This is a genomic window from Nonomuraea sp. B5E05 (genome assembly GCF_039880665.1).
Taxonomy (GTDB): domain Bacteria; phylum Actinomycetota; class Actinomycetes; order Streptosporangiales; family Streptosporangiaceae; genus Nonomuraea.
In genome coordinates this window covers 16,826-30,779 of sequence record NZ_JBDPMJ010000002.1, presented here as the reverse complement: position 1 = coordinate 30,779, position 13,954 = coordinate 16,826, and the positions used below count along the sequence as shown (strand labels likewise).

Annotated in this window: 13 protein-coding genes; 10 read left to right on the top strand and 3 right to left on the bottom strand. The window is 73.6% G+C overall.

The annotated features are described in order from the left end of the window. The first annotated feature begins 16 nt into the window (after positions 1 to 16). From ABGB01_RS03550 to ABGB01_RS03525, 6 genes are all read left to right on the top strand, one after another. Entirely contained in the window at positions 17 to 1,651 is a 1,635-nt protein-coding gene (locus tag ABGB01_RS03550; protein ID WP_347770226.1) for a SagB family peptide dehydrogenase, read from the top strand. Positions 1,652 to 1,709: 58 nt separating this feature from the next. Continuing rightward, positions 1,710 to 1,886 (top strand): hypothetical protein, encoded by a 177-nt coding sequence (locus ABGB01_RS03545; protein WP_347770225.1) that lies wholly within the window; start codon positions 1,710 to 1,712, stop codon positions 1,884 to 1,886. 62 nt (positions 1,887 to 1,948) lie between these two features. Next, positions 1,949 to 2,125, top strand: a complete 177-nt coding sequence (locus ABGB01_RS03540) for a hypothetical protein (protein WP_347770224.1) — start codon at positions 1,949 to 1,951, stop codon at positions 2,123 to 2,125. A 113-nt stretch (positions 2,126 to 2,238) separates the two neighbouring features. Continuing rightward, positions 2,239 to 4,839 carry a lantibiotic dehydratase gene (locus ABGB01_RS03535; RefSeq protein WP_347770223.1) on the top strand — a complete coding sequence of 867 codons (2,601 nt, stop codon included), beginning with the start codon at positions 2,239 to 2,241 and terminating at the stop codon, positions 4,837 to 4,839. Continuing rightward, positions 4,836 to 5,846: a lantibiotic dehydratase C-terminal domain-containing protein gene (locus ABGB01_RS03530; protein WP_347770221.1), complete on the top strand. Its 1,011-nt coding sequence runs from the start codon at positions 4,836 to 4,838 to the stop codon at positions 5,844 to 5,846. Before ABGB01_RS03535 ends, ABGB01_RS03530 begins: the two co-directional genes overlap by 4 nt. 5 nt (positions 5,847 to 5,851) lie before the next feature. Then, positions 5,852 to 6,979: a thiopeptide maturation pyridine synthase gene (locus tag ABGB01_RS03525; protein ID WP_347770219.1), complete on the top strand. Its 1,128-nt coding sequence runs from the start codon at positions 5,852 to 5,854 to the stop codon at positions 6,977 to 6,979. A 32-nt stretch (positions 6,980 to 7,011) separates the two neighbouring features. Here ABGB01_RS03525 and ABGB01_RS03520 read toward each other — a convergent pair whose 3' ends face one another. Then, positions 7,012 to 7,527: a hypothetical protein gene (locus ABGB01_RS03520; protein ID WP_347770217.1), complete on the bottom strand. Its 516-nt coding sequence runs from the start codon at positions 7,525 to 7,527 to the stop codon at positions 7,012 to 7,014. 274 nt (positions 7,528 to 7,801) lie between these two features. Here ABGB01_RS03520 and ABGB01_RS03515 point away from each other — a divergent pair, with 274 nt between their 5' ends. Continuing rightward, positions 7,802 to 9,631: an ABC transporter substrate-binding protein gene (locus tag ABGB01_RS03515; RefSeq protein WP_347770215.1), complete on the top strand. Its 1,830-nt coding sequence runs from the start codon at positions 7,802 to 7,804 to the stop codon at positions 9,629 to 9,631. A 117-nt stretch (positions 9,632 to 9,748) separates the two neighbouring features. Then, positions 9,749 to 10,471, top strand: a complete 723-nt coding sequence (locus ABGB01_RS03510; protein WP_347770208.1) for a VOC family protein — start codon at positions 9,749 to 9,751, stop codon at positions 10,469 to 10,471. A gap of 29 nt (positions 10,472 to 10,500) precedes the next feature. Here ABGB01_RS03510 and ABGB01_RS03505 read toward each other — a convergent pair whose 3' ends face one another. Continuing rightward, complete coding sequence (locus ABGB01_RS03505; protein WP_347770206.1) at positions 10,501 to 10,725, bottom strand: response regulator transcription factor; 225 nt, start codon at positions 10,723 to 10,725, stop codon at positions 10,501 to 10,503. 41 nt (positions 10,726 to 10,766) lie between these two features. Beyond that, a complete protein-coding gene (locus ABGB01_RS03500; RefSeq protein WP_347770204.1) occupies positions 10,767 to 11,885 on the bottom strand; it encodes a serine hydrolase domain-containing protein in 1,119 nt (372 codons plus the stop codon). A 108-nt stretch (positions 11,886 to 11,993) separates the two neighbouring features. Here ABGB01_RS03500 and ABGB01_RS03495 point away from each other — a divergent pair, with 108 nt between their 5' ends. Both ABGB01_RS03495 and ABGB01_RS03490 read left to right on the top strand, forming a co-directional pair. Continuing rightward, a complete protein-coding gene (locus ABGB01_RS03495; RefSeq protein ID WP_347770202.1) occupies positions 11,994 to 12,692 on the top strand; it encodes a TetR/AcrR family transcriptional regulator in 699 nt (232 codons plus the stop codon). Between the two features lie 207 nt (positions 12,693 to 12,899). Further along, positions 12,900 to 13,910: a 3-oxoacyl-[acyl-carrier-protein] synthase III C-terminal domain-containing protein gene (locus ABGB01_RS03490; RefSeq protein ID WP_347770200.1), complete on the top strand. Its 1,011-nt coding sequence runs from the start codon at positions 12,900 to 12,902 to the stop codon at positions 13,908 to 13,910. Positions 13,911 to 13,954: the final 44 nt, after the last annotated feature.

Below are 13,954 nucleotides of genomic sequence, written 5' to 3'. Positions count from 1 at the left end.
GCGAGGCGAACGCCCAGTGCACACGACCACGGCGACCAGCGCGCCCGGCGCGGCCACGAGCCGCTACCTGGCCGCCATGCGGGACCGGGGCGCGCTGTCCATCGACTGGGCCGCCGCGCCGACCCGGCACAAGCGCTACCCGGGCGCCGAACGGGTGCGGCTGCCGTGGTCGGCCGATGACGGCGGGGGCCCCGGCCTGCTCGGTGAGCTGCTGCGGGACCTGCTCGGCATGACCAGGATCGTGTGGTCGCACCACCTCGACGACGCCGGCGAGCCTCTGGGGCACCCGCCCATGCTGCTCACCGGCCGGCCCGCGCCGTCGGGCGGAGGGCTCTACCCGATCGAGGCGTACGTCGCCGCGGGCCAGCCGCACCTGCCCGCCGCCCTCCACCACTACGACCCGGTGCACCACGCGCTGGAGCGGGTCCGCGACGGCGACCACGTCCCGGCCCTGACCGCGCTGGCCGCGGACGGCGCCGCGGCGGACATGGTGATCGTGTTGTCCGCGGTGTTCTGGCGGTCGATGTTCAAGTACGGCGACTTCGGCTACCGCCTGATCTGCCAGGAGACCGGTGTGCTCATGGCCCAAGCGCTGGCCGTGGGCGGGCGGCTGGGGTTGTCCGGCCGGGCCCGCCTGCGCTTCCCCGACGGGGAGGTCGACCGGCTGCTCGGCCTCGACGGCACCAGGGAGGCCGCGCTGGCCGTGCTCACCTTCGCCGCGCCGCCCGCCTTCACCGCGCCGCCCGCCTCCCGTCCCGGCGGGTCACCGCCGCCCTCGTCCGTGGCCAGGTCGCTGATGTCGCGGCCTGTGGCCGCTGAGAGCAGGCCGCTGCCCAGAGCGATGCCGGACGGCCTGGCCGCCGACCTGCACCGTGCCTGCGCGCGCCCCTTCACCCCCGGCCCGCACTCCCCCGACCCGCGCTCTCCCGGCCGGGGTGAACCGGAGGGCGTGCCGCGGCCAGGGCTGCCGGCGCGGGCGGGCCCCGCCTTCCCGGCTCCCGAGCCCGCCGCCGGAGCCCGTCCGGCCGCGAGGGTGGCGCGGCGTACGTCCCCGGTGGCCGGCTACCGTCCGGTGCCGCTCGCGGCCAGGGCGCTCGGCGCGGTGCTGGCCGCGGCAGGGGGCGGCTACCCGGCCGACCTTCCCGGCACCGCGACGGGACCGGCCGCGACCGCCCTGTGCCTGCTGTCGCTGCGGGTGGAGGGGCTGCCGCGCGCCGCCTACTGGTACGACCCCGTACGGCACACGCTCCACCGGCTGGCCGGCGCCGGGGTGGAGGCCGTGGCCACCGGGCGGCTGCTGGCCAACACCCGGGTGGCGCTGCGCGGGGCCGCGGCCGTGCTGGTCCCCGTTGGCGACCCCCTCGCGGGCGTGCGCCTGTACGGCGACCGCTGGTATCGCATGCAGCAGATCGAGGCGGGCCTGGTCGCGCAGCGGGTTACGCTCACCGCGACCGCGCTGGGCCTGGCGGCGCGCATCCACTCCGACGGCGCGAACGAGACCACCGACGATGTGCTCGGCCTCGCGGCGACCCCTCTGAGGAGCCTGTCCTTCCTGGCGATGGGCACCCCGCCGACCGGCGGGCCCGTGGTGGCCCGCCCTGTCCCCGCCCTTGTCGCCGAGGAGGTGATGCCCGCCCCAACGAGCTGGTGACCAGGTCGGACCGACTGCGTCCGACCTCTCGTACGTCACACACATTCAGGAGACACACATGTCGGAGAACCTCAAACTCGACCTGCGCGGCCTGGACGTCGACTCCATCGACGTCGTCTCGGCCGACTCCATCGTGGCCGAAGGGCACGGCACCATCGAGACCGGCGCCTCTTCCGCCACCGGCTACTGCTCGTCGTACCTGACGGCGACGAGCTGCTGGGCTCCGGAGGCCTGAGCAGGCGTCGGCGAGAACCCGTGAACGACCTTTCGTACGTCACACACATTCAGGAGACACACATGTCGGAGAACCTCAAACTCGACCTGCGCGGCCTGGACGTCGACTCCATCGACGTCGTCTCGGCCGACTCCATCGTGGCCGAAGGGCACGGCACCATCGAGACCGGCGCCTCTTCCTCCCCTGGCTACTGCTCGTCGTACCTGACGGCGATGAGCTGCTGGGCTCCGGAGGTGTAAGCAGGCGTCGGCGGTGAGCCGCGAACGGCCACCGATGTGACGAGCAGGGCCGAGGGCGCCCGTGCCGTGGGCGCCCTCGGCCTCCCGACGAACCCTTCGAGGAGCGCGTTCCCTTGACCCATGTAGCGCAGGCCGTCCCCGTCGCGGAGGACGGCTACTCTGCCGGGCTCGCCGATCCCGATTATGCCCTGTCGCCCGTTCTGGCAGTCCGCGTCGCAGGGCTGCCGGTGGCCGGGCTCGACCGGATGCGCTGCACCCGGACGTGGCGGCTGGTGGACGAGCTGGCGAACGTCTCGGCCCGGCTGCGGCGGGAGGGCGCGCAGCTGTCCGGTCCGCTGCACGATGTGATCGGCGGCGTGGCGCCGGGCCCGCTGAAGTCCGGGCTGGTGGCCCTGCGGCGCGCGGTGTTCGCGGGGCGCCGGCCGGGCGGCCTGGCCGCGTCCGCCGGGGTGCTGGCGGCGCTGCCCGCGGACCTGTCCGCCCGGATCAGCGCGTGGACCGCCCTGCGGCAGCGCGCGGAGAGGTTGCGCGCCGCGCTGCCCGCCGTGCTGGCGGAGGAGTCGCGGGAGAAGACGGCGGTGCTGCGCGAGGCGGTGTCCGACGCCGGCTTCCGCCACGGGCTCGCCCAGGGCAGCGCGGTGCTGGCCGGCCGGCTCGAAGCCTGGCTCGCCGGCCCCGCCGACCGCCCGCCCGACCGGCAGGAACTGCTGCGGCTGGCCCGCTACCTCGCCCGGGCGAGCGTCAAGACCAGCCCGTACGCCACCTTCACGCTCAGCGGCCTGGGCCGGTGGGAGGCGGACGGTCCCGCCGTGCGGACCGGCGGCGAGCCGGCCTGGCACGTCATGGTGGAGCTGGACCGGGCGGTCCTGCGCCCGCTGTGGGCGGCGCTCACCCGGCACCGGCGGGTGCGGGAGCGGGCCCGCCTGCGCGTCAACCCGTCCGCCGCCGACGACGGCGACCGGATCTGGTTCCTCGGCTTCGGGCACGGCGAGCCGCTGTCCGGGGTGGCCGCGACCCCCGCGGTGCGGGAGGCTCTCGACTGGGTGCGCGGGCGGGACTCCGCCACCCTGGCCGCCGCGCCGGGGATCGAGCCACTGGTCGACGCGGGGCTGCTCGAACTGGTCCCGCCGTACGACGAGCAGGGCGCCGACCCGGTGGGACGGCTGGCGTCGTGGCTGGCGGAGGACGGTGCGGCGCCGTACGCGCAGGCCGTCGGCCGGGTCGCCGAGGCGCTGCGCGACGGTGTCACCCACCCCGGCGACGGCGCGCGGGCGGCCGGGGTCGTGCGGGCGGCGCTGAGCGAGGTGCTGCCGCCAGGGCCGTCGCTGCCCGGCAAGAACCTGCTCTGGCACAGCGCCGTCATCCCCGGCGTGGCCGGACGGCTGAGCGCGACGGCCTGGCGCGGGGTGTGCGACGACCTCGACGCGCTGCGCGGGCTGCTCGGCCTGTTCGACCCCGACCTGCCCGTCAAGATCGCCGCCACCGCGTTCTTCCTGGACCGGTACGGCCCCGGCGGGCGGATCGCCGCCCTGGACCTCTACCGCGAGATCCACCGGCAGGCGCCGGGCGAGGGCGGGGCGCTGCTGCGCGGCATGCTGCGCGACCCGGTCGCGGGCACGCGCGCGGTGCCGGGCGCCGAGCACCCGCCCGGCCTGACGCGGCTGACGGAGCTGCGGCGGAGCTTCTGGGAACGGGCCGGCGCCGGGCCAGGCGGCGGCGAGCCGGTGGTGGAGCTCACGGTGCCCCGCCTGGCCGCCATGGCGGAGAACTGGCCGCGCTTCGTCCGGCCGCCGGGGTCGATCTGCTGCTACCTGCAGGCCGTGCCGGGTCCCGGCGGCGTGCGCGCGGTCGTCAACTCGGTCTCCGCCGGCTACGGGCGCGGGCTGTCGCGGCTGCACCGGCTGGTCACCCTGGCAGGCGGAGAGCCGCCGCCTGCCGCCGGCCTGCGGGCGGCGCAGGACGACGTCATGGTGGCCGAGTGCCGCGGGCTCGTCGGCGGCGGCCTCAACGTCCGCCCCGCCGCCGCCGACCTCGCCCTCGACCATCCCTTCACCGCTCCTGACGCGCACCTCCCACGGGTCTCGCCGGCGGACCTCGTGGTCGGCTACGACCCCGAGTGCGACCGGCTGACGCTGTTCGACGCCGCGGGCCGCCCGGTCAGGCCGGTCCACCTGGGCATGACGGCCCAGTACTGGCTGCCGCCGTGGTTGCAGTTCCTGGTGCGGGCGTTCGGCGAGCCGTCCACGGCGATGGTGCCCGGCTGGGTGTTCCGCGCCCGTGCCGAACCGCCGGCCGAGGGCGTGGTGGAGCACTGGCCGCGGATGGACCTCGGGCGGGTGACGGTCGCGCGGGCGGTCTGGCGGCTGCGAGCCGGCGCGTTCCCGGTGCCGGCCAAGGGCGAGAGCGAGGCCGCGTACCTGCCCAGGCTGGCCGAGTGGCTGGCGCTGCACGGAATGCCCCGCCGGTTCTTCGCCCGAGTGGTGGATCTCCGGGGCGGCCTGCTGGCGGGACTGCTGAGCAAGGACCGCAAGCCCATGTACGTGGACGTCACCGACCTGCTCCTGCTGACCGGGTTCGTCCGCACGCTGCGCGACCCCGGCGCGCTGCTGGTGCTCGAAGAGGCGCTGCCCGACCCCTACCAGGCGCCCCGCTACGGTGCGGGCGGCCGGGTCACCGAGTACGTCGTGCAACTGTCGGAAAGGCCGGGCCGATGACGGCGGCGCGGGAGGACGCGGCCACCGGCGACGGCTGGGTCGGCGTGCACCTGTTCCATTTCGGCGACCTCGACCCGCTGATCACCGGCGTGGTGGACCCGGTGACGCGGGAGCTGGCGGCGGACGGCACCGCGCGCCGCGCCTTCTTCCTGCGCTACTGGGAGGGCGGCCAGCACGTGCGGCTGCGGCTGGAGGTGCCGGATTCGGCGCTGCGGCCGCGCGTCCGGAACCTGGTCCGCGAGCGGGCGGCGGCCCACTTCGCCGCCCGCCCGTCCCCTTCCGTCGACGCGGCGGCCTACCGCGCCTTCGCCGCCGCCATGGCCAGGGGCGAGCGGCGTACGCACTATGACGAGCGGCTGCACCCCGCCGGCTCGGTCGCGTTCATCGGCTACCGGCCCGAGTACGAGGCGTACGGCGACGCCGCCTGCGTGGCCGCCGCGGAACGGCATTTCGCGGTGTCGAGCAGGCTCGCGCTGGAGGTGTTGCGCGCGGGGACGGAGATGGGCCGGCGGGCGGCGATCGGGCTGGCCGCGCTGACCATCGCGGCCGCCGTGTGCGAGCCCGACCTGGCGGCCGCCGCGCGCCGCCTGGCAGCGGCCGCCCGCGAGGCGCCGAGCGCCGGTCTCGCCCCGCTCGCTCCCGGGAGCGAGGAGGATTGGCGGCGCCGAGAGAGCGCCCTGCTCGCCCAGACGCGCAGGTTGTGGGACACGCCCGAGTCGGGCGGCGGCCTGCTGGCCACGTGGGCGTCGTCGATGCGCGCGCTCCGCGACGACCTCGACGCGCTGCGCTCCGCCGGCCGGTGCGCGCCGCTCGACTCGGGCTCCCCCCACGCGTTCTTCGCCCTGGCCGCGCCGCCGGAGCGGCGCACGGTGTCGCTGATCCTGATGCGCTGCGCGCATCTGCTCCACAACCGGCTGGGGCTGCGCGCCGGAACCGAGCAGCACATGTCGTTCCTGGCGGGCCGTGCCATCGCCGGCCTCGCCGACTCCCGGAGGTGGTCTCCCTGACCGGCTTGCCCGATTCCGACACTCCCACCTGGCACTGCGTGCACGTCCACTACCACGCGCCGGACAAGGACGGCCTGCTGCTGGACGCCGTACGGCCGCTGCTCGACGGGCTGCGCGGCCAGGTGACGGCAGCGTACGTGCTGCGCCACTGGCGGCAGGGCCCGCACCTGCGGATCAACGTCAAGGCGGAGCCGGCCGTCTGGCAGCGGGTCGTGCGCCCGCGCGTGGCCCAGGTCGTCGGCGGCTACCTGCGCGAACACCCCTCGACCGTCGTGCTCGACCCGGCCGAGAGCCTGCCCAGGCACCGCCTGCTCGCCCAGCGGGAGCAGGAGCGCGGCCCGCTCACGCCGTGGCCGCCGGATAACTGCATCCGCGACGCGCCGTACGACTCGCGCCGGCACGTGCTCGGCAGCGACGAGGCGGTGGACCTGCTCACCGCGTTCTACGTCGATGCCACCCCGCTGCTGTTCGGCATGCTGGAGCACGTGCGCGCGGGCCGCGACAGCAGGATCGGGCTGGCGCTGAGCCTCATGCTGACCATCGCGCACACCTCGCGGCGCATCGACCGCAGCTACCTGTCGTTCCGGATGCACGCGGAGGGATACCTCACCTGGGCGGCCGACCCGGAAGGCGCCCGCGCCCTCTTCGAGCGCGGCTTCAGGGAGCGGCGCGCGGCCCTGACGCGGCGTGTACGCGAGGTCGTCGCCTGCCTGGACGACGGCGGCGCCCCGGCCGTCCCGTTCGTGCGGGAGTGGGCATCCCTGCTGGAGCGGTACCGCAGGCGGGTCGCGGCGCTGGACGACGGCCGGCTGATCCAGCCGATGATCGAGCCGGGCGAGGCCCTCCGGGTGCGGCCAGGCGACCCGCCGGCGCCGCACCGCGAGCCGAGCGAGCTGCAACGCCTGGTCTTCGACAACCCCGCCTACCACGAGGCGATCTTCGCCGACCCTGCCTTCCGGCGCTATCGCGTGCTGCTCAACTACACCTACCTGCACCTGACGCGGCTCGGGCTCACCCCGCTCGACCGGTTCAGGACCTGCCATCTGCTGGCCGACGCGGTGGAGGACGTCTACGGCCTGTCGGGGCTGGACGCGCTGCGCCGCTTCGCCGGCGGCCCCGCGGCCGCCGGCTGACGCCGGGCGGGCAGCATCCCCGGTGACTCCCCTTAGTGCGGGGAGGTGTAGATGTTCTTCCAGGCGGGGTTGCCGGCGGTGCACTGGATCGACGGCGCCGACCCCCGGCGCGCGGAGCACACCTTCACCTCGACCTGGTACACCCGGCGATAGGTGAAGGAGAACCGCTTGGACGTGCGGTAGGCGCATGTACGGACGTGGTGGCGTTTCCAGGTCACCTGATTGCCGGCCGTGTTGACGGTGGCGATGCCGAACACCACCCACCCGCACCTGGACCGGGCCCGGGCCAGGTCGGTGACGGTGCCCGACACGGTCAGCGTGGCGGCCGACGGGATCACCTCGTGGTCCTCGCCGGTCGCGGTGACCGTACCGGCCGCCCTGGCCCGCCTGCCGCCGGGCGAGTGGTACGGACCCCAGAACTGCGGCGCGGCGACGGCCGTGCGCGCCGCGGAGGATTCCGCCGTGGCCTCGGCTGCGGCCGGCACCGCGGCCGTCGCCAGGAGCGCCGCCGCGGTGAGCCCGACCAGCGCACGTGAGCCGTTGTTCATCTCTGTCTCCTTGCTGAAGTTCTCGCCGAAGGTCGTCAGGCCGGGGCCGGCGGGCGACGCGGAGGCGGCCCCGGTCCGCGTGGAAGGTGGTCTTGCTGCCCGCACCTTCCTGCCACGGTCGCGTCACGAACGGGTGTCCGGCGATGTCACCGGACGAGTCCGTTCGCGTGACCGGTGTATCTCGAGGTGGGGCTCCGTGCTCTGGACGATGAGGCGGGTGTCCGGCATCGCCGGACACCCCTGTGGCCGGGAACGCGATCGGCAGGTGGGGCGAATGGGGTGGGAGCCGGATCCGCGACCAGACTTCGCCCGGCGGCTGCGGGCGTTGAAGGACGCCGCACAGGTGTCGGTCCGCGAGTTGGAGGTCGCCAGCAGCCGTACGCCGCGGCGCCGCGCGGGACAGGCGCCGTTGCGGCTGAAGCGCAGCACCATCGACGGGATGATCAGCAACACCCGGCCGGTGTGCCCACGGCAGGAGCATTTCGAGGTGTTCGTCGACACCTGTCTGAGCATCGTCGAACGATCCGGCCGCCCGCTTCCCGGCGACCTCGCCGATCGCCGGGCATGGGACGCGGCCTATCGGGACGTGCTGGTGGGCATGGCCGGCGTACGCAGCACGAGCCGTTTGGCCGCCGATGCCGTCAGACGCCTGCGCACGGCGGACCAGGCTCCGGCCGCGGAGCACGGTGACGGCGACGGACCCGGCGGGGTCGTCCCGTACCGTGAGGTTCCGCGCCCGGCAGGAGGCCCCGCGCCCGACGCCGGCCGCGGCACGCCCGATGCCGCGCCGCCTGCTACGCCCACCGCGCCCGCCAGGATCGGCCGGCGCAGGATCGGCGTCTTCACCAAGGGCGCCGGCGTGCTCGCGCTGGCCGGTGTGGCCGCCGCTTCCTGGACGTTGTCGTCCGTCTCCGGCAGCGGGGCGGGCGGTGTCGAGCCGGCCATGGCGCCGGCGTACGTGGGCGGCGACGGAGTGCTGCGGGTGGGAGCGCTGGTGCCCAAGAGCGGCGGTCTGCAGTTCTTCAACCGGCCGATGGCCGCGGGCGTCCGGCTCGCGATCGCCGACATCAACGAGGCGGGTGGGGTGTTCGGCCGCGAGGTGATCGGGACCGAGGTGGACGCGGGAGACTCGGACGACCGCGGCACCGAGGCCCTGGCCCAGCTGATCGCCGGAGGCAACGACGTCGTCATCGGCCCGATCATGTCGTCAACGTCCCTGGCGACGATCGACCAGGTCAGGACCGCCGGGGTCGTGCAGATCTCGCCCACCGCGACCTCCGACGAGCTCACCGGCGCCGCCGACGACGGGTTGTTCTTCCGCATGGCGGGACCGGACGCCATCCAGGGCGACGTCCTCGGGGAGCTCATCCGGGCCGACGGCGGCCGGCGGGTGGGCATCCTGGCGTCGGACGGCCCGTACGGCACAGGGCTGAGCGAGCACATCCGCAGGTCGCTGGAGCGCCGCGGCGTCGACCGCGTCCATGTCGAGACCTACGACGCCTCCGGCGAGAGCCACACCGCCGACGTGAAGAAGCTCAGGTCATCGAACCCGGACACGATCGTGGTCGTCGGCTTCGCCGAGGCCACGGCCGTCGTCCGCGAGCTGGTGCGGCAGGGACTGGGCGTGGGAGAGCACAAGTGGTATTTCACGGACGGCTACCTGTCCTCGGGCGAGAGCCTCGGCCTTCCCCCGGGGGTCCTCACCGGGGCGAAGGCGACCCAGGCGGGAGCCAGGGTGGCCGCCGCCTTCGAGGAGCGGCTGCTCGCAGTCGACTCCGCGCCGACCGACTTCACCTACGCTCCGGAGGCCTACGACGCGACGGTCGTCGCCGCGCTGGCCGCCGTCGCGGCGGGCCGTGATGATCCGAAGAGCATCGCCGGCGCCCTGGCCGACGTGACGCGGGCCGGCGAGCGCTGCACCGGCTTCCAGGCGTGCGCACGGTTGCTGGCCGAAGGCAGGGACATCGACTACGACGGAGCGAGTGGCCCGATCGACTTCACCGACAGGGGAGATCCGGCCAAGGCGCCCATCGGTATTTTCCAGTACAAGGCCGACAACACCTACATCCGCCTCGCGCACAAGATGGGCGAGAGGCCCACCTGAGGGCGCCCGAAATGCGTTGGCATCGTACGCATCGGCTGGGCTAGCGTTGCTAACGTCACGCGCCGGGACGACGCCCTTGTGCCCGCGTCCGGCGAGTCATCAGATAGGAGACGCCGGATGGCTTCCCAGCTCGTCGCGCTCTGCGTCGATGCCAACGACCCGCCTGCTCTCGCCCGCTTCTGGGCCGGGGTCCTGGGCTGGGAGATGACCGACGACCCCCACGACGGCCTCGTGCTCGTGCCGGGCGACGACACCGGGTTCCGCATCCGCTGCCTGCCGACCCAGGAGAAGAAGACCACCCAGAACCAGATCCACTTCGATCTGACCAGCGCGTCCCCCGACGACCAGCAGCGGACGGTGGACAGGGTGCTCGCGCTCGGTGGGCGCCACATCGACGTCGGCCAGCGCCCCGAGGAGGGTCATGTGGTGCTCGCCGACCCCGAAGGCAACGAGATGTGCGTCATCGAGGCGGGCAACAACTTCCTCGCCGACTGCGGGTTCATCGGAGCGCTCTCGTGCGACGGCACGCAGGAGGTCGGCTACTTCTGGAGCGAGGCGCTGGGGTGGCCGCTGGTCTGGGACCAGGACCAGGAGACCGCGATCCGCTCGCCGCACGGAGGTCCGAAGATCACGTGGGGTGGTCCTCCGGTGGCGCGGAAGACCGGGAAGAACAGGCTCCACTTCGACCTCGCTCCCCCTGCCGGCGGTGATCAGCAGGCCGAGGTCGACCGTCTCGTCTCCCTCGGAGCCAGGCGCGTCGACATCGGCCAGCGCGAGGTCGGCTGGGTGGTGATGGCCGATCCCGACGGCAACGAGTTCTGCGTGCTGACCCCCCGATAACGTTCGCCGTCCCGCCTCGCGGGCGGCCCCTACGGGCGCCCGTGGCCGGGCGTCACCAGCCCGGCCTCGTAGGCGACGATCACCGCCTGGGCGCGGTCGCGCACGCCGAGCTTGGCGAACAGGTCGCTCACCCGGTTCTTCACCGTCGACACCGACAACCCCACCTCCTCCGCGATCTGCGCGTTCGACAGGCCCCGCGCGATGAGCTCCAGCACCCGCAGCTCCCGCTCGCTCAGCACGGACACTCCCGCCACCGCGGCGTCTCCGGTACTCCAGACCTGGAGCGCCGGCGGGATCAACCGCCCATCGCCACCCTGTAGAGGGCGGCGAGCGCGTCGTCGATGGGATGGGGCTGCGGTTTCCCCGAGGCGTCGAGCCTGTTCCACCGCTGCAGGTTGACCGCGATGGACATCTGCCGCCTGCCGTCGGCGCGCGTCATGGACAGTGTCCCGCCACCCCAGACCGTGCCGCCGTGGCCCCAGAAGGTGCCGCCGCCGGGGGCCTCCGTCGGGTGCAGGCCGAGACCGTAGTCGATCACCTTCCCCTCCTGGGAGACGACCGGGACGGTGCGCTGCATCTGCGCCAGCGACGACGGGCTGACGATCTCCCCGGCCAGCAGCATGCCGAAGAAGCGGTTGAGGTCCGCCATCGTCGATATCAGCGCGGCCGAGGGCCCCACCCACGACATGTCGTAGACGCTGTAGTCGCGCGGCGGGTCGATCATGCCGAACCACGCCTCGTAGATTTGCGAGTGCGGCCCGTGGACATGCGGTCCGTCCGGGAAGCGGGTGTCCGGCAGCCCGGCGCGGTCGATGACGTTCCGGGTGATCAGCTTCTCCGCGGGAGTGCCGGTCACGTGTTCCAGGAGCCGGCCGAGGAGCAGGTAGTTGGTGTTGGAGTACACCCCGGGGGTGCCGCCCGGCGCGCCGACGGCGGGCGCCGTAACTCCCATCTCGATCAGATCGGCAGGCTCGAACCGCGTGAGCCGGTGCTCGTCCAGGCTTTCCGGCCCCGTGTCCGCCACGGAGGGGAACGCCTTGAGCGACGGGTAGGCGTGAGGGAGGTATTCGGCGAGGCCGCTGGTGTGGTTGATCAACATCCGGACCGTGATCGCGTCGCCGCGCTCTCCGGGGACCAGCCGCGGCAGGTAGTGGCCGATCGGCGTGTCCAGCCCGATCTGGCCGCTCTCGGCCAGTTGCAGCACCGCGGCGGCGGTGAAGGTCTTGGTGACGCTGCCGACGCGGTGCCGCATGTCGGCCGTGACGGGACGTCCGGTGGCGACATCGGCGACCCCGGCGGCCCCCCGCCATGCCTGGTCGCCGTCACGCACCTCGGCGAACACTCCGGGCATCCCCGCGCGGTGGACGTTGTCCATGGCGGTTCGCAGCGCCACGGCGTCAAGGGGGTTGTTCACGTTGCGTGTCCTCTCGTCGTGAGTGGATGGATGGTCGCCTCCATTATGCACGCGGTGCGTGCAACAGTGAGTGCATAGGTTAGGTTGGGTCCGGATGAGAGGGGTGACATGGCAGGCCGAAGGCGTTGGTCGACCGAAGAGATCCTGGACACGGCGGCGGAGCTGCTCCGCACGAGCGACGCCGAGTCCTTCAGCGTGCGCCGGCTCGCCGCAGCCCTCGGGACCGACTCCTCCAGCCTCTACCGGCACTTCCGCAACAAGACCGAGCTGTTGCGCGCGGTCACCGACCGCATCCTCATCGCCGCCATGGACGGCTACCGCCCCGAGGGCGACTGGAAACAGCGCATCACCACGGTGGCCACCCGGTTGAGGGAGGCCTTCGGCCGGCATCCCCAGGTCGCCGGGATCTGGGCCCGCTACGTCTCAGGCGGCACCGGCTCCCGGCTGGTCATAGAGGAGACACTGACGGCCCTGCGGGCATCGGGCCTGCCCGACGAGGAGATCCCGGCGCACTACCACCGGCTCGCGATCCTCCTCGCGGCGTTGATCTCCTCCGAGGCGGCGGCCGGCAGCATCACTCCCGAAGAGCACGAGCAGGGCCTCGAGTCGTTCCGCGTCGCGGTGCTGGGCGCCGACCCCGTGCGCTTCCCCGCCCTGGCCCATTTCTCCCGCGACATCCGCCCCCTGTCCGACAACCGCCACGCCGTGTTCGAAGCGATCCTCGCCGCCCAGCTCGCCGCGGTCGAGGCCAGGATCCCCCGGCCCGCGCCGGACTCGGGAAACGGGAGCCTGAACTCGCCGACCTGACCTCCCAGCTCCCCCAGCCCTCCTTGACGACACAGGTCAAGGCCGGGGCAAGCAAGGTCGTCTCCTCGGCGGTTCCCCTAGGTCCGCGGCCGGATGCTGCCTATCGTGAGCGCCTGTTTCCTAGGAGAGCGGACGCGGCATGCTCGATCGGCGATCTCGGCGCCGCCGTGCGGCCATGCGGCCCGCAGGCGTGCAGGGCGGAGCGGAATGAGCAAGTCACGATACTCCCGGGTGGCGGGGGTGGCGGCGCACGTGCCGGCGGTCAGCCTGACGACGGAGCAGCTGGAAGACCTGCTGGCCGAGCGCAACCCCGGCATCGACATCCCGCGCGGCCTGATCGAACGGCACAGCGGGGTCAGACGCCGCCATGTCGCCCCGCCGGAGTGCATGGCATCGGACCTGGCGGCGGAGGCGGCGAGCCGGCTGCTGCGGCAGACCGGGCACACGCCGCCCTCGATCGACCTGATCATTTATGCGGGCGTGTCCGGCGACGCCGTCGAACCCGCGACGGGACACATGGTGGCGGCCAAGCTGGGCGCCGGCTGCCCCGTCTTCGACGTGCGGGACGCGTGCAACAGCGTCCTGCGGGCGATTCACCTCGCCGACGCGCTCATCACCGCCGGCCATCACCGTACGGTCCTCATCGTCTGCGGCGAGGTCATCACCTCGAGCATCCGGTGGCACGTGGGGTCGCGGGAGGACTTCGAACCGGCGATCCCGTCGTACACGGTCTCGGACTCGGGCACGGCGCTGCTGCTGGAGCTCAGCGGCACCCCTGGCGTGCTCGGGCACGCGTTCGGCGCGAACTCGGCGGACTGGCGGGCCTCCATCATGCCGTTCGTCCGTGACGCCTCCGGCGGGTTCCGTACCGGGCCTTTCACCATCGATTCTGTGGGCCTGGCCATCGGCGTGCAGAAGCTGGACTTCGGCGTGCTGCGGCAGCCGCTGGCGGAGCGCGGGCTCGGCTGGGACGACATGGCCGTGGTGTGCGTGCACCAGCCGTCGCTGGCGGCGCTGCACTGGGGCTGCGAGCTCATGGGGGCCTCCCCGGGCAAGGCCGAGGTGACGATCGTCGACCACGGCAACCTCGCCGCCTCCACGCTGCCGATGCAGTTGCACCTGGCCGAACGGGCCGGCCGGCTCAAGCGGGGCGACCTCGTCGCCCTGGTGGGCATAGCCAGCGGGCTCAGCGCCGGCACCGTGCTGCTGCGCTGGTAGGAGCCGCGCGAAGGGCGCATCCCCGGCTCGGCGCGTACGCAACC